Annotated in this window: 19 protein-coding genes; 8 read left to right on the top strand and 11 right to left on the bottom strand. The window is 66.7% G+C overall.

Annotated features, from left to right (window positions below):
• Positions 1-22: 22 nt before the first annotated feature.
• The 7 genes from ASPHE3_RS16245 to ssd all read right to left on the bottom strand — a co-directional run bounded on the left by ASPHE3_RS16245 (position 23) and on the right by ssd (position 5208).
• Positions 23-388: an Rv3654c family TadE-like protein gene (locus ASPHE3_RS16245; protein WP_013602283.1), complete on the bottom strand. Its 366-nt coding sequence runs from the start codon at positions 386-388 to the stop codon at positions 23-25.
• Positions 385-690: a TadE family type IV pilus minor pilin gene (locus ASPHE3_RS16250; RefSeq protein ID WP_013602284.1), complete on the bottom strand. Its 306-nt coding sequence runs from the start codon at positions 688-690 to the stop codon at positions 385-387. The genes ASPHE3_RS16245 and ASPHE3_RS16250 overlap by 4 nt, the downstream gene beginning before the upstream one ends.
• 131 nt (positions 691-821) lie before the next feature.
• Positions 822-1184, bottom strand: coding sequence for a DUF4244 domain-containing protein (locus ASPHE3_RS16255; RefSeq protein WP_013602285.1), 363 nt, complete (start codon positions 1182-1184; stop codon positions 822-824).
• Positions 1185-1341: 157 nt separating this feature from the next.
• The gene (locus ASPHE3_RS16260) at positions 1342-1956 is read right to left on the bottom strand and encodes a type II secretion system F family protein (RefSeq protein WP_013602286.1); all 615 of its coding nucleotides are present in this window, start codon (positions 1954-1956) and stop codon (positions 1342-1344) included.
• Positions 1953-2750, bottom strand: coding sequence for a type II secretion system F family protein (locus ASPHE3_RS16265; RefSeq protein WP_013602287.1), 798 nt, complete (start codon positions 2748-2750; stop codon positions 1953-1955). The genes ASPHE3_RS16260 and ASPHE3_RS16265 overlap by 4 nt, the downstream gene beginning before the upstream one ends.
• Positions 2747-4147 carry a TadA family conjugal transfer-associated ATPase gene (locus ASPHE3_RS16270; RefSeq protein ID WP_013602288.1) on the bottom strand — a complete coding sequence of 467 codons (1401 nt, stop codon included), beginning with the start codon at positions 4145-4147 and terminating at the stop codon, positions 2747-2749. The genes ASPHE3_RS16265 and ASPHE3_RS16270 overlap by 4 nt, the downstream gene beginning before the upstream one ends.
• Complete coding sequence (ssd, locus tag ASPHE3_RS16275) at positions 4144-5208, bottom strand: septum site-determining protein Ssd (RefSeq protein WP_013602289.1); 1065 nt, start codon at positions 5206-5208, stop codon at positions 4144-4146. Before ssd ends, ASPHE3_RS16270 begins: the two co-directional genes overlap by 4 nt.
• A 323-nt stretch (positions 5209-5531) precedes the next feature.
• On the opposite strand from ssd, the gene ASPHE3_RS16280 reads away from it, so the two are divergent.
• A complete protein-coding gene (locus ASPHE3_RS16280; protein ID WP_013602290.1) occupies positions 5532-7250 on the top strand; it encodes a bifunctional 3'-5' exonuclease/DNA polymerase in 1719 nt (572 codons plus the stop codon).
• A 159-nt stretch (positions 7251-7409) separates the two neighbouring features.
• Complete coding sequence (locus tag ASPHE3_RS16285) at positions 7410-7601, top strand: YegP family protein (protein ID WP_041652295.1); 192 nt, start codon at positions 7410-7412, stop codon at positions 7599-7601.
• 2 nt (positions 7602-7603) lie between these two features.
• Here ASPHE3_RS16285 and ASPHE3_RS16290 read toward each other — a convergent pair whose 3' ends face one another.
• Genes ASPHE3_RS16290 through ASPHE3_RS16300 form a run of 3 tightly spaced genes read right to left on the bottom strand, consistent with a single transcriptional unit; the run spans position 7604 to position 10469 of the window.
• The gene (locus tag ASPHE3_RS16290) at positions 7604-8281 is read right to left on the bottom strand and encodes an NUDIX hydrolase (RefSeq protein ID WP_013602291.1); all 678 of its coding nucleotides are present in this window, start codon (positions 8279-8281) and stop codon (positions 7604-7606) included.
• A complete protein-coding gene (gene nth, locus ASPHE3_RS16295; RefSeq protein ID WP_013602292.1) occupies positions 8278-9099 on the bottom strand; it encodes an endonuclease III in 822 nt (273 codons plus the stop codon). The genes ASPHE3_RS16290 and nth overlap by 4 nt, the downstream gene beginning before the upstream one ends.
• 38 nt (positions 9100-9137) lie before the next feature.
• Positions 9138-10469, bottom strand: a complete 1332-nt coding sequence (locus ASPHE3_RS16300; protein ID WP_013602293.1) for a hypothetical protein — start codon at positions 10467-10469, stop codon at positions 9138-9140.
• A 409-nt stretch (positions 10470-10878) separates the two neighbouring features.
• On the opposite strand from ASPHE3_RS16300, the gene acs reads away from it, so the two are divergent.
• Both acs and ASPHE3_RS16310 read left to right on the top strand, forming a co-directional pair.
• Positions 10879-12891 (top strand): acetate--CoA ligase, encoded by a 2013-nt coding sequence (gene acs, locus ASPHE3_RS16305; protein ID WP_013602294.1) that lies wholly within the window; start codon positions 10879-10881, stop codon positions 12889-12891.
• A 105-nt stretch (positions 12892-12996) separates the two neighbouring features.
• A complete protein-coding gene (locus ASPHE3_RS16310) occupies positions 12997-13782 on the top strand; it encodes a DeoR/GlpR family DNA-binding transcription regulator (RefSeq protein ID WP_013602295.1) in 786 nt (261 codons plus the stop codon).
• Between the two features lie 6 nt (positions 13783-13788).
• On the opposite strand, the gene ASPHE3_RS16315 is transcribed toward ASPHE3_RS16310, so the two are convergent.
• A complete protein-coding gene (locus ASPHE3_RS16315; RefSeq protein WP_041653134.1) occupies positions 13789-14805 on the bottom strand; it encodes a LacI family DNA-binding transcriptional regulator in 1017 nt (338 codons plus the stop codon).
• 216 nt (positions 14806-15021) lie between these two features.
• On the opposite strand from ASPHE3_RS16315, the gene ASPHE3_RS16320 reads away from it, so the two are divergent.
• The 4 genes from ASPHE3_RS16320 to ASPHE3_RS16335 all read left to right on the top strand — a co-directional run bounded on the left by ASPHE3_RS16320 (position 15022) and on the right by ASPHE3_RS16335 (position 20319).
• A complete protein-coding gene (locus ASPHE3_RS16320) occupies positions 15022-17073 on the top strand; it encodes a beta-galactosidase (protein ID WP_013602297.1) in 2052 nt (683 codons plus the stop codon).
• Positions 17070-18005 carry a carbohydrate ABC transporter permease gene (locus tag ASPHE3_RS16325; RefSeq protein WP_013602298.1) on the top strand — a complete coding sequence of 312 codons (936 nt, stop codon included), beginning with the start codon at positions 17070-17072 and terminating at the stop codon, positions 18003-18005. The genes ASPHE3_RS16320 and ASPHE3_RS16325 overlap by 4 nt, the downstream gene beginning before the upstream one ends.
• 77 nt (positions 18006-18082) lie before the next feature.
• Positions 18083-18916 carry a carbohydrate ABC transporter permease gene (locus ASPHE3_RS16330; protein WP_013602299.1) on the top strand — a complete coding sequence of 278 codons (834 nt, stop codon included), beginning with the start codon at positions 18083-18085 and terminating at the stop codon, positions 18914-18916.
• A gap of 71 nt (positions 18917-18987) precedes the next feature.
• On the top strand, positions 18988-20319 hold the full coding sequence (locus tag ASPHE3_RS16335; protein WP_013602300.1) for an ABC transporter substrate-binding protein: 1332 nt from the start codon (positions 18988-18990) through the stop codon (positions 20317-20319).
• The last annotated feature ends 42 nt before the right edge of the window (positions 20320-20361 follow it).

Genomic DNA, 20361 nt, shown 5'->3' on the forward strand with positions numbered 1-20361 from the left:
ACCTTCCTGCCCGTGCCGGCGGTCAGGGTGGAGGCCCTGCACGGGCGCGTCCGCTCGCCGGCCCGAACACGCTCCGCTCCACCAGTTCGGTCCGCACCTCCACGGTCTGGCCCGGTTCCTCGGCACATCCCACGATGGTTGCTCCGTGCCGTGCTGCCACCTCCGCGGCGACAGTGCATGGTTCCCCGTCAGTGACGCCGCGGAGGGCATCGGCGGCGGCAAGGGCCGCGAGGTCTGCAGCCGAGGCCGCCCTGCTGGCAAGGACAGCAGACTGGACCAGCAGCAGTAACAACGCCATGGCCATCATCACCACGAGGGCAAGTCCGGCGGCCAGGACAGTACCGGACCCGCGCTCCCGGCCGGCAGACGCATTCCTGCCGGCCCTCATCCTGTGGCCTCGCTCCTTGTAGAGGCGCGGGCACTGAGCAGCCAGGGGATGGTAGCGCCCAGCGGGCCACCCACCCGGTCCGTGACAGTGACGTGGAGCCATTCCCCGTCAGCCGAGACAGCGGCGGAGGCGGTGGCTCCCGCCAGCGTACGGACAGTCCTTTCCACTGAGGCGGAATCGTCGCCGCGGGCGAGTGCGCGGGCACCGGCACGTGCTCCTTCCTCCAGCCGCAACTGCGTTATCCCGGCCGAGGCACCTGCGAGCAGCATGGCCAACAACAGCAGGGCGGCAGGAAGCGTCACCGCGAACTCAGCGGTGACGGCACCACGTGAGTCCTCCCGCCAAGCGCGTCCGGGGCGGACCCGGCGCGGATGAGCTCCCCTTCTTCGGGTGGCAGGAGGAACTGGGTAAGGGAGCACGGCCGGCGCGCCGGTCACGGCAGGGCCAGGGCGGTCCGAATCAGGTTCAGCAGGAAGCCCCGGACCTCCTCGCTGCGGAGGATGAAAACGAGCAGCCCCGCAAAGCCCACGGCGGCGAGGGTGGCAATGGCATATTCGGCCGTTGCCATCCCCGCTTCCGAGCCCAGGAGCCGGACGCCCCGGTTGCGGCCGGGTGGAGTTGTGACGCCGGGGTACAGCTCCACCACGTTGGCGGGCAGGGAACGGCTTCCACTGGCCTCGCCGGTGCGTGGCCTGCTGGTGCTGCCGTGGTCCGGGGAGGCAACATGGGCGGCGAGCGCAGCGGTTGCCCGGGCATAGGTGCCCTGGGCGTAGTGGCGACAGTAGTTAGTGGACATGTGATGTTCCTTTCCTTGAGGCCGGTGATGTTTCCGGCTGCCTCGACTCTTCCGGGCCCGGCCTGAACCGGTAAGCCCGGCCGGCTGCTAAGTGGAAAAGCCGGCTGGTTCCCCCTTGTGGAGGAGTGGACGGTGGAGTGTCCACCAGCCCGCCACGTCAACCGCTGGGGACCAGGGCCAGCAGCACCGGCACCACACCAAGGCAGATGAAGGCCGGGAGGGAACACAGGCCCAGCGGGACCACGAGTTTTACGCCCAGTGATGCTGCCCGTTTCTCCGCAGCCCGGAACCGCTCACGCCGGAGCCTGGCAGCCTGGGCGTAGAGAATCGCTGACGATGGGGCACCGGTCAGGGCTGCGAACCCCAGCGCGTCTCTGAGTTCCAGGACTTCCGGCAGCCGGACCGCACTGCTGCGCCACGCGGTCTCCCAGTCAGCCCCGATGGCCAGGGCTGACACTACTGGCCGGAGCGCCCGGCAGTACCGGTCGGAGGCCGAGCCGGAAACCAGTTCAAGCGCACGCCCGATGCTTGAGCCGGCATCCAGCATGGCGGCGACAAGTTCCAGCATCATGGCGGTGTCACCCAAACCCGCAGAGCTGCTGCCGGGCCCGCCTCCTGGGGTACTTGCGGTCGCTTGCGGCTCCCGGAATCTGCCGCCCGCGGCCAGGGTCAGCAGCCGGTTCCTGGCCCAGCCACGTCCACCCTCCACGAGACCAGCCGCCATGCCCAACAACAGGAAAAGGGCGATGGCCGAAACGGCGGGCCACGTCATGGCACGCCGGCACCTGCTGCTGCGGCCACCAGCCTGGCCGACCATAGCCTGCCGGCCACCGTCAGTCCGAAACCGGCGGCGAGCGCGGCCAGTCCCCACGGCGTACCCAGCAGGATGGACAGCGGATCGACACCCAGGGCGATTCCCAGGCCCAACCCCATCAGTGGTAGCCAGGTGAGGAGGCTGACGGTGGCTTTGGGACCGGCCAGGGCAGTCTGCCGGGCAGCATCGGCGTCATCCTCCACTTCAAGCTGGGCGGCGAATCTTGTCAGCACGTCCGCAAGCGGGCAGCCGCTCGCTTCCGCGATGTCGAAGCAGGCGGCGAGCTCGGCCCAGATGCGGCACTCCCTGTCCCGCCGGGGAAAGGCGGAGGGCAGCGCCCGCCGCATGGCCTCCGAAACGGGTGTGCCGGCAGCGGCCGCTGCACGTGCTGAGGCCAGAACTGTGCCGGACCCGGCCGACACGGTGCGCGCGCCCGAAACCGGCGACCCGTAAACAGCGCAGATCTCGTCCCAGAGGCGCGCCGGGGTCCGGCCGCCTTTGAGCAGTGCGGCCAGTTGTTGCACCACAAGAGTCATGGGGATAACCGGTTGCGTTGTCCCCTTCCCGTTTCCGCGCAGGAGACGATGGGGCATGAGCAGCCGGCGGAGCTGGAAGCCGAGGACGCCGGGGGCGGCCTGAGCAGGAGCAGCCCTGAATCCTGCTGCCCGGCGGAGCCTGGCGGGAGCATCCAGCGGCGGTCCGACAAGCAGCACCGCGGACAAGCCCAAGGCAAGGGCCAGCAGGAGGATCATTGCGGCTCCCCCGGTCCGAGTCCAAGCCGTGGCGCCAGGGCCGCCCATCCCGGGCCAGCGACCAGAGCGTCACCGTTCCCTTCAAGCGCCGGGACTACTGTGAGTCCGTCCGGTCCGTCTCCAATCAGCCCAACGCACGCCACCTGCCGGCCCCTGGAGGTCCGGTCCACATGGATGACCACATCAAGAGCACTCGCTGCCTGGAGCCGCACCCCTTCCGGATTCAGGCCTGCCAATGCCCCCAGGGCCGTGAGCCGTGCCGGCACCGCGGTGGCGGTGTTCGCGTGGATGGTTCCGCCGCCGCCGCTGTGGCCCGTGTTCATGGCCGTGAGCAGTTCCCGGACTTCGGCGCCCCGGCACTCCCCCACTACAAGCCTGTCCGGGCGCATGCGCAACGCCTGCCTCACGAGGTTTCCCAGGTCCACCTCACCGCCGCCCTCCAGGTTCCCATGGCGCGATTCCAGCGACACAATGTGCGGGTGGACGGGATTCAATTCCGAGGCATCTTCGATGAGCACCAACCGCTCCGCGGGAGCGCAGAGACCGAGCATCGTGGACAGCAGGGTTGTTTTGCCGGAGCCGGTGGCACCGCTGATGAGGAAGCTCAGCCGCTGCCGTACCACCCGCTCCAGGACATCCTGCAGACCCTCGCTGAACATCCCACCGGCTTGAAGTTCTGCCATGGTGAAAACACGTTCGCGCCGGATCCGGATACTCAGCAGAGTCCCGGCCGTCGAGACAGGTGGCAGCACGGCGTGGATGCGGTAACCGCCCGCCAGCCGAACGTCCACGCACGGCGAGCCATCATCAAGGCGCCTGCCCCCTGCGGCCACCAGGCGGCAGGCCAATGCCCGCAGTTGCGGTTCGCTGTCAAAGGCAACCGGAACTGCCTCGACGCCCTGTCCCCTGTCCACCCAAACCGAGTCCGGGGCATTCACGAAGATATCCGTGACAGCGGGATCGCGGGTGAGTCCCTGAAGCGGTCCCAGGCCGCTCAGCTCCGCGCTGATCCGTTCGGCGGCGGCAAGCGAGCCGGCGGTGCCCAGCAACTTTCCGGTGGCCTGCACGGCCGCGGCCACCCGTGAGGGTGTTACCGCCGCAGCGTCCGCCATCATGGACTCCCGGACCGATTCAAGCAGCCCTGTATCGATCGCCGTCCCGCCCAGGGCGCGGCGCTCGCGCCGCCGCCGGTTGGCTGGCACGGCATCCGCGCCGACGCGGTCAGCCGGGGCGGGCACCACTGGACTGCGCCCGCCCGAAGTCCGATCGTCCACACCAGGCTCGGCGGCGCGCCAGCCCTCCTGGCGGGGATGGGCAGGGCCGGTTTCCAGGATCCGGCTGCGCCGCCGGCTCGCCTCGTCCGTTCCCGGGGTGCCGATGCCGGCCTGCTGCCTCATGCCATCTCCGCGGACAGCAGCTCGTCTCCCAAAAGGTCCAGCACGGACGCGGCAAATTGCCGCACCCCCCGCCGCTTGCCGAGCTCGAGGAGACGGCCTGATTCCATGGCTGCAGTGACTCCCCGCAGCTCAGGCACGCGTCCTTGGATGGGAAGGCCGATTGCCTCGGCGATCAGCGGGCCGTCCAGCGCCGCGCCGGTTTTGCCACGGACCAGGAGTGCTGCGTCCACTGGCGGGAACTCCTGGAGCAGCCGCACGGCGGCAACAGCAGCCTTCAGTTGGGCCGGAACCACCACGGCAATACGATCACAGTCCCAGGCGAACGCATGGATTGATTCCGTCCCCCGGCCGATATCCACCACCACCAGTTCGTATCCCCGCCGGGCTGCGTCCAGGACTCCGGCCGTGGTGGCGGCGGCAGCGGGCACATGCTGCTCCCGGCTTGCGGGCCAGGACAAAAAGGAGAAACCGCCGGCGACGGGAAGGGAATCCGCCAGCTGCGCGGGATCGATGCTGCCCCTGGCCTCGGAAAGGTCCGGCCAGCGCAAGCCCGGGTGTTCTTCCGCCGCAAGGGCAAGCTCAAGTCCGCCACCCCAGGGATCACCGTCCACCAGCAGCACGCGTGCACCAAGCCCGGCCGCGGCCTGGGCAATCCAGATCGCTGCCGTGGTGGCTCCGGCACCGCCGCAGCCACCGGTCACGCCAAGGATGAGCCCGCCCGGACCCGGTGAACGTGACCGGCTCAGGTGGTCCGCGAGCCAGGCCGCAGCATCAGGCAACACAGCCACCCTCTCCGCACCGAGCACGGCGGCCAGGTGCCACAGGCTGTCTCCTTCACCGTCCAGCCCCACCAGCACCGCCGGCGCCCGCCGCCGTGGCGGCAGTTCTCGAATGTCGCTTCCCACCAGGACCGCTGCGGCACCGTCCCAATGCGGGCCACCACCGGCAGCATCAGGAACGACGCGCAGTTGCGCCCCCGCTGCCGCAACGATCCGTTCCACCTCAGCCCGGAGCACGGCTGACGCGGTGACCAGCAGGATCTCGCTGCCGCCATCCGGCACCCACGCGTCCCCGTCCCATCCCGCCCCTCTGCCCTGCGCCCCCGCCACAAAGGCTCCAGCGGGTCCAGAGGGACCCACGTCCCTTGCAGCACCGAAGGCACCGCTACGACCTGGTGCCGGACGGCCTTGATCGGGAGCGCCGGGTTCCGAAGGGGAGGGGTCTAGCTGGTGCCTGCTCATGACGCCACTCTCCACTTCTGCAGGCAACCCAGTAAGGGGACGATTACCGTATGTGGAAAACCAGGCCGGTCCCCGCCACCCATGCAGGCCCTGCCGCCACCGCCCAGGCCTTGGGCTCCCCACAAACAGGGCAGAATGGGACCATGTACCTGCTGCTCGCCGCCCACCCCCACGGCGCGGCATTGCAGGAACTCACGCAGGCGGGACTCCCCCAGCCGTCAACCCCGGAACCAAGGCTCATCGCCCGTGGCGAGCTGGCCGCCGTCGTGCATGACCTGGAGAACCGCCGGCCGAACGGGCAGCCGCCCCGGTGGATTTGGCACCGCACCCAGGACTGGTACCCGGCCCTGTTGGCAGCGGGGGTGGAGCTGGAGCGCTGCCACGACCTTAGCCTGTGCGGCAACATCCTGGCCTTTTCCCGCTTCGCCGCCCACACCGAGTACGCCAGGAACGCGGACAGGGCGCCCCTGGACGACCCGCTGCTGCCCCCCAAGGCACCCCAGCCGCCGCCTCCTCCCGCAGACCAGGCTGCCCTGTTCGAGGACCCTGGGAACAGTCCGCTCCCCCGGTACACCGCCGAAGAACTGCGTGCCGAATACGCCGCACAGCAGGCGGCGCTGGCCACGGTGGGCCAGGAGGAAAACCAGCGGAGCCGTCTGCAGCTCCTCCTGGCGGCGGAATCGGCCGGCGCCATGATCGCCGCCGAAATGCAGCATGCAGGAGTTCCTTGGCGCGAAGACCTGCACGAGCAGATCCTCGCCGAGCACCTGGGCCCGCGGCCTCCCGCGGGCCACCGGCCGGCAAAGCTTGAGGTGCTGAACCAGGAGCTCAGGAGGCTCCTGAACTCGCCCACCCTGAACCCCGATTCGCCGCAGGACCTAATGCGCGCCCTGCACCGCAACGGCATTGAGGTCAAGACCACCCGCAAGTGGGAGCTGCGGGAATCGAGCCATCCTGCCATCGCACCGCTTCTGGCCTACAAACAGCTCTCGCGGCTGCACACTGCCAACGGCTGGTCCTGGCTCGACGCCTGGGTGGCGGGCGGCAGGTTCCGGCCCGAGTACGTGGTGGGCGGGGTGGTATCCGGCCGCTGGGCTTCTCGTGGCGGCGGCGCACTCCAGATCCCGCGAAACATCAGGGGCGCTGTCCACGCCGATCCTGGCCACAAGCTGATCGTGGCGGACGCGTCCCAGCTGGAACCGCGGGTGCTGGTGGCCCTCGCGCAAGACTCCTCCATGGCGGAAGCTGCCCGCGACCAGGACCTCTACGCGGGCATCGCTGCGAAGGGATTCGGCGGGGACCGCGCCAAGGCCAAGGTGGCTTTGCTCGGTGCCATGTACGGCGCAACCTCCGGCGAGGCCGGCCGCCTCATGCCGCAGCTCGCGCGAACCTATCCCCGGGCAGTGGACTATGTGGAACAGGCAGCCCGTGCGGGCGAGTCCGGCGGGACGGTGACCACGCGGCTGGGCCGCAGCAGCCCGCCGCCCTCCGAGCGGTGGTTCCAGAGCCAGCGCTCCGCATCAGCGGAGGAGCAGCGCCGGGCCGAGTCGATCGCCCGTTCCAGGGGGCGCTTCACCCGAAATTTCGTGGTGCAGGGATCGGCTGCGGATTGGGCGGCTTGCTGGTTGGCGGAATTACGACGACGGCTGCGCGCCCTCCGGAAGGACCTTCACCTTAACGCTGAGCTCGTCCTCTTCCTGCATGACGAAGTGATGGTGCATGCCCCTGTTGAAGCGGTGGACGCCTGCATCACGGCCATCGAAGACGCAGCCCGGGCAGCCAAGGAGCTGCTCTTCGGTCCCATCCCGGTGGAATTCCCGGTCAGCGTTGCCGTGGTGGATTCCTACGATCACGCGAAATAGTACCCGGACCGGCAAGTGGCGGAAATATTTGACCCTTAAAGTAACCTACCCGGCGGTAGCTCGACCGGCGGCGTGACCGGCATTACAGTTCAAAGCGGCGACTGAAGCAGACCGGTCGAACGCTGATGCAACGACGCATATCAGGGGAGGTCCCGGCATATGGCGGGCAGGTTTGAGATACATCGATCAGGAGACGAGTCGTACCGGTTGCGGCTCACAGATGCGGAGGGCAACACCGTTGCCGTCTCGCCCAAATTCAAGTCCCTAAGCACGCTGCTTGAGGGCATCAAGGCCGTACGGGAGAACGCCGCCACCGGCATTGTGGTGGACCTCCGGCAGCAGCAGGCCTGACGCTAGACACCCATAGGGTGGAGCCGGCTGCGGTCCCACGGAACGGCCCAGCCCAGTTGTTCGAACAATCCGCTCAGGACGATCCCGGTAAACCCCCACACCACTACGCCGTTCACCGTGAAGGCCGGGCTGTCAAAGCTGCGCCCGGCGCGGTGGACCGTGGCCATCACACGGTTGTCCGGATCCAGCAGGTCCCGGACGGGGATCCGGAACACCTGGGCGGACTCGGCGTAATCCACCACCCGGACGGGCGACGGCGAGCGCCACCACCCCAGCACGGGCGTCACGAGGTAGTTGCTGTGGGCCAGCCCCAGTTCCTGCAGGCTGCCCAGAACCTCCACGCCGCCGGCATCAAGGCCGGTTTCCTCTTCAGCCTCCCGGAGGGCTGCCTGGACCGGCGTTTCCCGGGCGTCAATGGCGCCGCCCGGAAACGCCACCTGCCCGGGATGGGAACCCAAGGTATGGGCCCGTTCCAAAAGGAGGATGTCGAGGTCCGCAGGAGCCAATGGTTTGCTTGAGGCCGCGGGCACGTCATCCAGGGCGCCGAAGAGCATCAGGACCGCCGCACGGCGTGCCCGCGCAGCATCCACTGTCAGTGCGGCCCACAGCGGGTCCGGCGCGGTGGATGTTCCAGACTCCGCCCGGCGGACCAGCCCAAGCAGGTCCTCGCGCGCGCTCACGGTGTCCTCGCCTGGGATGCCATCCGGATTTCCGCGGCCCTGTGGGTTTCGGCGAGGAGTTGCTCCAGCAGGGCTTCGTTGCCGGGTGCAAGCTCGTATTTCAGCAGCTTTGCCGCCTTCGCGGGATCTGTCTCGCCCATGCCGTAACTGGGGCACCAGCTGGCCACGGGGCATGCCCCACAGGCGGGTTTCCGCGCATGGCACACACGCCTGCCATGGAAGATCACGCGGTGGGACAGCATGGTCCAGTCCTTGCGCTCGAACAGTTCCGCAACATCCTGCTCGATTTGCACCGGGTCGTTCGACTGCGTCCAGCCAAAGCGGTTGGCCAGCCTGGCAAAGTGGGTGTCAACGGAGATCCCAGGGATGCCGAAACCATTGCCCAGCACCACGTTGGCCGTCTTCCGGCCCACGCCGGGAAGTGTGACCAGGTCCTCCAGCCGCCCCGGCACCACCCCGTTGAAGTCGTCAACCAGGCGGGTGCACAGCGCAATGACGTTCCTGGCTTTTGCCCGGAAAAATCCCGTCGGTTTGAGGATGGCTTCCAATTCGCCGGGATCAGCCTCGGCCAGGGACTTGGCGTCCGGGTAGCGCTGGAACAACACCTTGGTGACCTGGTTGACGGTGACATCGGTGGTCTGGGCAGACAGGACGGTGGCCACCAGCAGTTCAAAGGGGTTGCGGAAATCAAGTTCCGCGTGGGCGTAGGGATACTTCTCGGCCAGGGCACGGTTGATCCTGCGTGCGCGCCGCTTCAGCGCCAGCACAGATTCCGAGGAGACCACCGGCATGCCGGCAGCCTGGCCGGCGGACGCCATGACGCCGGCCTTCTGAGCCCGTGGCCCGGCCATGGAGCTCAGCCGCGCTCAATGTTGCTGAGGTCCCGGAGGACACCCAGCCGCCCGTCAGTGTGCTGCACCAGGAATTCATGGCCCCGGTCCTCGAGCGCAAGCACCCAGCCGCCGGGTTCAATGACGAACGCCGGGGCGCCCGTGCGCGGGTCGTAAGCGGTACGATGCTGTGCCACGGCAAACCAGAAGGCCTCATGAATGGGCTGTTCACCGGATTCCTCGGGGCGGCTGGACGGATCCACTGTGGCACCGATCGGCTCTTCCGTCCGGACCTGCTGGTGTACCGCAGTGGCCGCCGGCGGCTCCGACGCATCCCTGCCAGAGCCGGCTGCCGGGATGCCGCCCCGCTGGGTCTCTTCGGCGGCAGGTGCTGCGGCGGGGCGTACGACGTCGGCCACCTGGGTCGCGGGGCCCGTGTCACCTGCCGGCGTCCATTCGGCTGCCTCGGGAGCCGTTGAAACGGGGGCGGCAGTGGGGACTGCCGCGGTGGGCGGCGAATAGGACGCACCGGCGTGCCCGGCAGCGACGGGCTGCTCCGCCGGCTGCGGCTGGGCCTCCGGTCCGCGCTGCCCTGCCCCGCCGGAAGTTGCTGCGGGACCCGGCGTCCCGGCAGAACCGGGCTGGACCGCTGACGATCCTGTTCCCGCGCCACCGAACAGCCCTCCGCCGGACAAGATCTTCGAACCGAACTTCGACTCTTTCGACCCGGGAGCGGACTCAGCCTTCGGCGTCTTCGGGACACGGGGCTTCTGGATGGGAACTGCAGCGTCCCGGGCCACCACATGCGCCGGCACCTCGGTCCGGTCCTGGAAGTCACCTGACACGTATGGCAGGAAGCGTCCCAACACTGTGGCGGCAAAAAGGATCAGCGAACCCACCAGGCCCACCAGGAGGGTGGGCACGTAGGCCCCCGCAACAGAGAGGAAGAAGAAAGCCACGGCGAAGGAAGCCACAACGGACGCAAACTGGTCGATCGACAGCGAGCCGATCCGGATCTTCGCGGCGGGAGCGAGCCGGCGGGCGGCAAAGAGTGCGCTGACCACCAGGGGAAGGATGATGCCCAGCCCCAGGAAGAACAGGTTGTTAAGGTTCCACAGGTTGTACCGGGCACCAAAGATCGGCAGCAGTGAGGCGACAAAGAGGATCAGGGTGCCGGCGAACACGGCGAGGTCCCTGATGGTGAACGGACCCAGCACGGCCTCGTTGGCCTTTACGGCGTTGCCTCCCGCGGAGGCCTTGCCGGCCCGGGCGCCTGCCCCGTCGGCTGTTCCGGTGCTGTTGCCGGAACTTGCCGCTGTGTCGGGGCCGGTCTTCTGGCCGAAGCTTTGCTGGTTCATTCTGCTCTCCTTAGCGTGGCGGCACCGGGACCGGCATGGCCCCGATATCGTGCCGTCTTGACAGCGGTTCCGGCACAGCCAGGCCCTTGTGGAGCCTGGCCCAAGCGGTCCGAAGTGAAGTCACAATTCCATCTCAGCCTAGTCAACAGCCTGGCTCATCACTAGCTGGGCAACGCCAGCGCCGGCCCGGAAAGCTTCTGCTGCAAACCATTCACCGCTTAATAAATGCCGTTCACGGGCTGCCGTGTGACTCCGCACACACTGCCGGTGGCGCAAGCATTAGTCTTGATTCCGGAACAGCTCTTTGCGGTATGTCCGTGACCGGCGGTGCCCGACGTCGTGCAGGCGGCGGAGCCCGGCCGGCGGCGAATGTCCCGCGCAGCAAAGATCGATGAATGATGAGGTTCACATGTCCCAGGACACTTCAAGCGCCGTAGCAACCCCGTCGGCCGGTGCCGCCCAGCAGGGCGAAGCACACGGTGACGCCTTCGAAAACCTGCTGCATGAGACCCGCGCCTTCCCGCCCACGCCGGAGTTCGCCGCAAACGCGGTCGTGACCGCGGCCGAGTATGCAGAGGCCGACGCCGACCGGCCGGCTTTTTGGGCGAAGAAGGCCCGTGAGCTGCTGACCTGGAACAAGGACTTCGACCAGGCGCTGGACTGGTCCAACCCGCCGTTCGCCAAGTGGTTCGTGGGCGGGGAGGTCAACGCGGCCTACAACGCGCTGGACCGGCATGTGGAGAACGGGCTGGGCGACCGGGTGGCCATCTACTTCGAGGGTGAGCCGGGAGATACCAGCACCTACACCTACGCGCAGCTCACCGAAGAAGTGAAGAAGGCGGCCAACGCCTTCGAATCCCTCGGCGTGGCCAAGGGCGACCGGGTTGCCGTCTACCTGCCGATGATCCCCGAAGCCGTGATCACCCTGCTCGCATGTGCCCGCATCGGCGCCGTGCATTCCGTGGTGTTCGGCGGCTTCTCCGCGGACGCCCTGCGCTCCCGGATCGACGACGCCGAAGCCAAGCTGGTGGTCACCGCTGATGGGACCTACCGGCGCGGCAAGCCCAGCGCCCTGAAGCCGGCGGTGGATGAGGCCCTGGCCAAGGACGGCCACACGGTCCAGAACGTAGTGGTGGTCAAGCGCAACGGCCAGGACGTGGACTGGCACGAGGGCCGGGACCACTGGTGGGCCGACACGGTGGAGGCCGCCTCCGCCGAGCACACCGCCGTGGGCCATGACTCCGAGCACCCGCTGTTCATTCTCTACACCTCCGGAACCACCGGAAAGCCCAAAGGCATCCTGCACACCACCGGCGGTTACCTCACCCAGACCGCGTACACGCACAAGGCTGTCTTCGACCTGCACCCGGAAACGGACGTGTACTGGTGCACGGCCGACGTCGGCTGGGTCACCGGCCACTCCTACGTCACCTACGCCCCGCTCATCAACGGTGCCACCCAGGTCATGTACGAAGGGACCCCGGACTCCCCGCACCAGGGCCGCTGGTGGGAGATCGTGGAAAAGTACAAGGTTTCCATCCTGTACACCGCCCCCACTGCAATCCGCACGTTCATGAAGTGGGGCCGGGAAATCCCGGACAAGTACGATCTCTCCTCACTGCGCGTGCTGGGCTCGGTGGGTGAACCCATCAACCCCGAAGCCTGGATGTGGTACCGGAAGGTCATCGGCGGCGACAAGGCACCCATTGTGGACACCTGGTGGCAGACAGAAACCGGCGCCCAGATGATTGCCCCGCTTCCCGGCGTCACCGCCACCAAGCCCGGGTCCGCGCAGGTGCCGCTGCCCGGCATCGCCGTGGACGTGGTGGACGAGATGGGCGAATCAGTGCCCAACGGCCACGGCGGCTTCCTGGTGATCCGCGAACCGTGGCCCGCGATGCTGCGCGGCATCTGGGGCGATCCCGAACGGTTCAAGGACACTTACTGGTCCCGCTTCGAAACCATGTACTTCGCGGGGGACGGCGCCAAGAAGGACGAGGACGGCGACATCTGGCTCCTCGGCCGCGTGGATGACGTCATGAACGTCTCCGGGCACCGGCTCTCAACCACCGAGATCGAATCCGCCCTGGTCTCCCACCCCGCCGTCGCGGAGGCCGCCGTCGTGGGCGCCGCGGACGAGACCACCGGCCAGGCCGTCGTCGCGTTCGTCATCCTCCGCGGTGACGCCGTGGACTCCGGCGACGACATCGTCCAGGAGCTCCGCAACCACGTGGGCAAGGAAATCGGCCCCATCGCCAAGCCGAAGGCCATCCTGGTGGTCCCGGAACTGCCCAAGACCCGCTCCGGGAAGATCATGCGCCGCCTGCTGAAGGACGTCGCCGAAGGCCGCGACCCGGGTGACGCCACCACCCTCTCGGATCCCACGATCATGCAGCAGATCGCCGCTTCCCTCAGAAAATAAGTCCGGCAGCTTCAAAGCACGACGGCGGCTCCTGGCTCCCAGCCGGGCGTCGCCGTCGTCGTATGCTGGGAGCAGCCCTGCCCCCTGCCCCGAAGGACCGCCCAGATGCTCGCCGTCGCACGCCACCAGGCAATTTTGGACGCCCTCCAGCGCGAGCGGGTTGTCCGGGTCTCGGACCTGGCCCAGCAGCTGGGTGTGTCCCTGATGACTGTCCGCCGCGACATCGAGGTGCTGGAGGAAGGCGGGCGGCTGGAGAGGATCCACGGCGGTGCGAAAATCCCGGGTGACACCAGCACGCATGAGCCGGGATTCGACCTGAAGTCCACGCAGCTGACGGCAGAAAAGCAGGCCATTGCCGTGGAGGCGGCTTCGCTGGTCCAGGAAGGCATGGCGGTGGGGCTCAGTGCCGGCACTACTACATGGGCCCTGGCGAAGGAACTGGTCAACGGTCCCCAGATCACCGTGGTCACCAATTCGGTGCGGATCGCGGACCTCTTCCACCATGCGGCTGCCACGGGCCCGGCCAGGTACAGCTCCACCGTGATCCTGATCGGCGGCGAGCGCACCCCGTCCGACGCTTTGGTGGGACCCATTGCCACGGCGGCACTGAAACAGCTCCACCTGGACGTGCTGTTCATGGGCGTTCACGGAATGGACGGACAGGCAGGTTTTACCACCCCCAACCTGCTTGAAGCCGAAACCGACAGGGCTTTCGTGGCAGCTGCCCGCAAAACGGTGGTGCTGGCTGATCACACCAAGTGGGGCCTGCTGGGCATCAGTTCCATTGCGTCGCTGGAGGACGTTGACGAGGTGATCACCGATTCCGGGCTGGGCCTGGAGGCGCAAAGGTTGATCAGCGAGAGCACCAAGCTTCGGGTGGTTCCCGCCTAGCGGCGCCTAGGCTGATTCGCGCCACATGATGTCTGTTTCCAGCACGCGCGGCGGGCTGGGCTTTCCCGAAAGCTGTGCGAGGACCAGTTCCGCAGCCGCGCTTCCCAGCAGGTCGGCCGGCTGGCGCACGGTGGAGAGCTGCGGCCTGCACCGCAGCGCCCAGCTGCTGTCGTCGAAGCCAACAATGCCCACGTCTTCAGGCACCCGGCGTCCTGCCTCCTGGAGTGCTGTCATCGCACCGGCGGCCACCGCATCCGACGCGGCAAAGACGCCGTCGATGGCAGGATCGCGCCGCAGCAGTTCCTGCATTCCTTCCAGTCCCGCGGCGTAGGTGTACAGCGGGTATTCCACAACCATGCGCGGATCGAAGCCCTCGCCCATGGCGGCACGGAATCCGGCAAGCCGGTCCTGGCCCGAGTCGCGGTCCAGCGCGCTGGCGATCATCCCCACCCGCTTCCGGCCAGTCTGCAGCAGCCGCCCGGTGATGTTGCGCGCCGCCTCCACATTGTCTATGGCCGCGTAGGGCAGGTCCGGGGTTCCGTCCGGGTGGCCCACAAAGGCGGCCGGCAAACCGATGTCGGCCACGGCTGCCGCGATGGGGTCGGAGGCACGGGCGGAGATAATCACCGCCCCGTCCACAAGGCCGCCTCGGAGGTAATCCGCCACCCGGCGGCTGTCGCGGTCGGAATCGATAATCAGCGACACCAGTTGGTAGTCCGCCTTCGAAAGCACCTCGTTGGCCCCGAGCAGGATCGAGCCGATGTTCGGGTCCTCGAAGAGCAGGGAGTGGGGCTCGTGGATGATCAGGCCTATCGCCCTGGACTCCTGCTTGACCAGGTTCCGGGCGGCACTGTTGCGGACGTAGCCCACGCGGGCAATTGCCTCCTCCACTGCCTGCCTGGCCTCGTCGGAAACGTATTTCTCCCCGTTGACCACCCTTGAGACGGTTCCACGTGAGAGCCCGGCTGCGTGCGCCACATCGTTGATGGTGGCGCGGCGGGAGCGGGTGCGGGTCAGGGACATATCTGTACTGTAGCGGAGCCGGGCGGTGGTGCTGGTTCCGCCGCCGCGTTGACAGCCGTCGGCCGCAAGGATAGTCTGTGAACGTTCCCAGATGACCTGCATCACCTTTCAGCGTGGCCTCTGGGAACGTTCACAGAACGTATCGACAACAGCGTCCCCCCAGCTCGGGAAATCCTCCCCGGCTTGCACGGACTGCTGCAAGCCGAAGGAGCAGGGTTGAGTCCCAGCAGAACGCCTGTCAAGCAACTGTCCGGAACCGGGAACTTTGTGTATGGCTGCGATTACAACCCGGAACAGTGGGAGCGGTCCGTCTGGGAGGAAGACGTCAGGCTGATGAAGCGCGCAGGCGTCAACCTCGTGGCCGTCAACATCTTTGGCTGGGCGGAAGTCGAGGGCTCCCCCGGAATCTACTCATTCGAGCGGCTGGACGAGATTCTTGAACTGCTCCACGCCAACGGAATCGGGGTCAACCTGGGCACCGGCACATCATCCACGCCCGCATGGCTCACCACGCTGCATCCGGAGATCCTTCCCCGGTCGGCGTCAGGAGTGCTGGCCTGGCCCGGTGGACGCCAGGCCTGGTGCCCCAGTTCGCCGCACTACCGGGAACACGCCCTGAGGCTGGTGCGGGAGACCGTCCGCCGCTATGGCGCCCACCCCGCCGTCCGGCTGTGGCACGTCTCCAATGAACTCGGCTGCCACAACGCCCTGTGCTACTGCGACGTGTCCGCCGCGGCGTTCCGCGGTTGGCTCGAGGCGCGGTACAGCACCCTGGATGCACTCAACAAAGCCTGGGGCACCACATTCTGGTCCCAGCGGTACTCCGCCTGGGAGCAGATCCTGCCGCCCCGGACCACCGCCTCCACCAACAACCCCACCCAGGTCCTCGACTTCCACCGTTTCAGTTCGGACGAACTGCTCGGCTACTACCAGGCCGAAGCGGACATCCTCCGGCAGCACAGCAGCATTCCGGTCACCACCAACTTCATGGTCACGGCGCATATCCGCAACCTGGATTACTGGTCCTGGGCGCCGCGGATGGATGTGATCGCCAATGACCACTACCTGGACCACCGCCTTGCTGCTCCCGGCACGGAACTGGCCTTTGCCGCCGACACCACCCGCGGGCTGGCCCAGGGCCAGCCCTGGCTGCTGATGGAGCACTCCACCTCGGCCGTGAACTGGCAGCCCCGAAACATCGCCAAGGAACCGGGTGAGATGCTGCGCAACTCGCTCGCCCACCTGGCCCGGGGAGCGGACGGCCTGTGCTTCTTCCAGTGGCGCGCGTCCGTCCAGGGCAGCGAGAAGTTCCATTCAGCGATGCTGCCCCATGCCGGAACCGACTCCCGGATCTGGCGGGAGGTCCTGGAACTGGGCGGCATCCTCGAGAAACTCGCCGAGGTCGCGGGAACCACTGTCACGGCAGAGGCGGCCCTGGTGTTCAGCTGGGAAGCCTGGTGGGCCTACGACCAGGAGTCCCACCCTTCTTCTGACGTGCGGTACCTCGACCAGGTCCACGCCATGTACAAGGCACTCTGGGACGCCGGCATCACGGTGGACATCGTTGCCCCGGGCGCCAGTCTCTCCGGTTACAAACTGGCGGTCGTCCCCGGCCTTTATCTCGTCCGGGAACGCGAGGCCGCGGTACTGGCCGATTACGTCAGGAAGGGGGGCACCGCCGTCGTCACGTATTTCAGCGGCATCGTGGATGAAAACGAAACGGTGTTCACCGGAGGTTACCCGGGGGCGTTCCGCGACCTGCTGGGCACCCGCTCCGAGGAGTTCTACCCCCTGCCGCCGGGACGGACCCTGGCACTGGACAACGGGTCCACCGCCTCGCTGTGGACCGAGGCCGCGCGGCTCGAAGGTGCCGAAGCCAAGGTGTCGTTCAGCGAAGGGCACCTGGCCGGGTCGCCCGCAGTAACCCGGAACGGCTACGGACCCGGGAGCGCCTGGTACATCGGCACCGTACTCGACCCGGCAGGGCTGCGTGACATTGTCACCGAAGCCGCCAGTGATGCCGGAATCACCGTGCTGGAATCCCCGGAAGGCCTGGAAGTTGTTGTCCGCTCAGGTGTGAATGGCAGCTACACCTTCCTTATTAACCACTCACAGGACGAGCACAAGTTCGCGGCGCATGGCCGGGAACTCATTGTGGGCGAGGACGTCTCCAACGCCGTCGTCATTCCTGCAGGCGCGGTTCGCGTTGTCCGCACCTCCAATCCAACACCCCCAACCGGCCCAAGCACCGGCCAAAAGGATAAATGAAAGTGACCAGAACCAGCACAGCCCCGGAACCGGCCCTGGGGGCGCCGAAGACCCGGAGAGCCAAAACCACCGGCGCCCAGCGCCGGGCCGTCTTCCTGTTCGTGGCGCCCTTCGGTGTCCTCTTCCTTGCCTTCTACGCTGTCCCGATCGTCTTCGCGGTGGTTCAGTCCCTGCTGACGGTGGAGCGCAAGGGCACCTTCGGCCGGCCCCAGCAGGTCTTTGGCGGATTCGTGCAGTACCAGCAGGTTTTCCAGAACACGGAATTCTGGGAGTCGGTGGGACGCGTGCTCTTGTTCGGAGTTGTCCAGGTGCCCATCATGCTGGGCCTTGCCCTCCTGTTCGCCCTGCTGCTCGATTCACCCCTGCTGAAGGGCAAGAAGTTCTTCCGGCTTGCCTTCTTCGCCCCGTATGCGGTGCCAGGCGTCATTGCCGCCATCATGTGGGGCTTCCTGTACTCCCCCTCGCTTTCCCCGTTCGACGCCATCACCTCGCAGGTGAACCTCCTCTCCGCAGAACTGGTCCTGTGGGCGGTCGCAAACATCGTGACCTGGGTGTACGTGGGCTACAACATGCTGATCATCTACTCGTCATTGCTGGCCATCCCCACAGAGATCTACGAGGCGGCCCGGCTGGACGGTGCCAGCAACCTCCAGATCGCTTTACGGATCAAGATTCCGCTGGTGGTCCCGGCCATCATCCTCACCGGAGTGTTCTCGATCATCGGCACGCTCCAATTGCTCGCCGAGCCCCAGACTTTGCGCAGTTTCAGCTCCGCCATCAGCAGCACCTTCACCCCGAACCTGGCCGTGTACACCACGGCGTCCGTTCCCAACTACAACCTCGCCGCGGCATTCTCGGTGGTGCTGGCCCTGGCCACATTCGTTCTTTCCTTCGTCTTCCTCAAGGCAACCCAGCGGAAGGTCTCCCAGTGAGTACAGCAACGGCCACAACACCGGAAAGCACGTCCGCTCCCCGTGCCGCCACCCCGCGCGGACCGCGGCACAGCATCATGTCGCGGAGCGCAGCGATGCTCATCATGGGCGTCTTCACGCTCTATTTCCTGACCCCCATCTGGTGGCTGCTGGTGTCCTCCTCCAAGACGGGTGGTGAGATCACCAGCACCGCACCGCTGTGGTTCACCATGGATTCTGTTCCCACCTTCATGGCCAATCTGGGAAATCTCTTCACCTACAGCGACGGCGTCTTTGGGCGCTGGCTTGCCAACAGCGCGCTCTACGCCGGACTCGGAGCCTTGCTTGGTACGGTCATCGCCGCCATGTGCGGCTACGCTTTGGCAAAGTACGAGTTCCGTGGCCGCGAAGCCATCTTCAACATCGTGCTGAGCGGCGTCCTGGTTCCGGCAACCGCCCTGGCCCTGCCGCTGTTCCTGATCTTCAGCGAAGTGAAACTGACCAACACCCTGTGGGCCGTGTTCCTCCCCAGCCTGGTCAGTCCCTTCGGGGTCTACCTCGCCCGGATCTACGCGGCGGCGAGCGTTCCCACCGAACTCCTGGAGGCTGCACGGCTCGATGGTTCCTCAGAAGTGAGGACCTTCTTCACAGTCTCCACCCGCCTCATGGCCCCGGCACTGGTGACCATCTTCCTGTTCCAGTTCGTGGCCATCTGGAACAACTTCTTCCTGCCCCTGATCATGCTCCGCGACCAGGTGCTGTTCCCGGTCACGCTGGGGCTGTACGCCTGGAACAGCCAGATCAGCCAGATTCCCGAGCTCCGCGTCCTGGTGATCGTCGGGGCGCTCGTATCAATCCTCCCGCTGATTGCAACGTTCCTGGCGCTTCAACGTTTCTGGAGCAGCGGGCTGGGCGCCGGAAGCGTCAAGTAGCCCTCCCATCTCCCCACCCAAACGTCCTGCGGCACCCGCCGCGGCACACCACCCCATTGATAGGAAAAGAAATGCGCGCGCATTACGGAAAAGCCACTGCAGCCTTTGCCATTGTTTCAGCGCTGGCCCTCGCCGGCTGCTCAGCCGGCGAGGGTGCCTCCGACACGCAGGCGGCCGGAACCTGCGAACCGGCTTCCGGTCCGGTCGAGCTGACCTTCACCACCTGGGTTCCAGGAATGGAAAAGGTTGTGGACCTGTGGAACAAGGAGAACGAAAACATCCAGGTCAAGGTACAGACCGGCCCCAACGGCAACTCGGGCACGTACCAGAACTTCTTCAACCAACTGCAGGCAGGCAACGCCCCCGACCTGGGGCAGATCGAGTATGACGCCTTGCCCAACTTCCGGGTCCAGGACGGCTTGGAGAACATCGCCGCCTGCGAAGGCGTTGCCGATGCCAAGGACAAGTTCGTTGACTGGACCTGGGGTCAGGTCACGTTTGGCGAGGAAGAGGCCGTCTACGCCGTCCCGCAGGACAGCGGGCCGATGGCCATGTTCTACCGGGCGGACCTGTTCAAGGAAGCAGGCATTAAGGTGCCCACCACCTGGGACGAATACGCCGCCGCCGCGGAGCAGATCAAAGCCCGCGGTTCCTACATCACCAACTTCCCGCGCAGTGACGTCAACTGGTTCGCCGGCAACGTCTGGCAGGCGGGCGGACAGTGGTTCTCCAGCGCAAATGACCAGTGGGACGTGAACCTCACCGGCAGCGAGTCCGAAAAGGTGGCCAACTACTGGCAGGACCTGCTCTCCAAGGACCAGGTATCCACCCTGCCCTCGTTCTCCGATGAGTGGAACGCGTCCTTCAACCAGGGCCAGCAGTGGACCTGGGTCTCCGCGGTATGGGGTGCCTCCACGCTTGCAAGCGGCGCCCCGGATACCTCGGGGAAGTGGGCTGTGGCGCCGATGCCGCAGTGGGAACAGGGCGGCAAGGCGGCCGGCAACTGGGGCGGTTCCTCCACGGCTGTGCTGAAGGGATCAAAGCACCCGTACGAGGCCTCGAAGTTCGCGCTGTGGCTGAACACCGACCCTGAAGCGCTGGCCCTGGCCAATGAACTGGGCGGCCTCTACCCCGCCGCCAAGTCAGCCACGGACCTGCCTGCGTTCACAGGCGGCGTGGATTACTTCGGTGGCCAGAAGATCTACGAAGTATTCGCCGAGGCATCCTCGAACGTTGATCCGAACTTCACCTGGGGCCCCACCATGACCCAGACCTACACGGACGTCTCCGATGGGTTCGGCAAGGCCGCGGGAGGCGACGGCACGCTCTTGGACGCACTCAGGAATGGTGAGAAGAAGACCATCGATTCCCTGAAGTCCCAGTCGATCCCCGTGAAGGAGTAGCCGCGACGCACTAACGTCAAGGCATGACTTCAAACTGGCCAC

Source organism: Pseudarthrobacter phenanthrenivorans Sphe3, assembly GCF_000189535.1.
Taxonomy (GTDB): Bacteria; Actinomycetota; Actinomycetes; order Actinomycetales; family Micrococcaceae; genus Arthrobacter; species Arthrobacter phenanthrenivorans.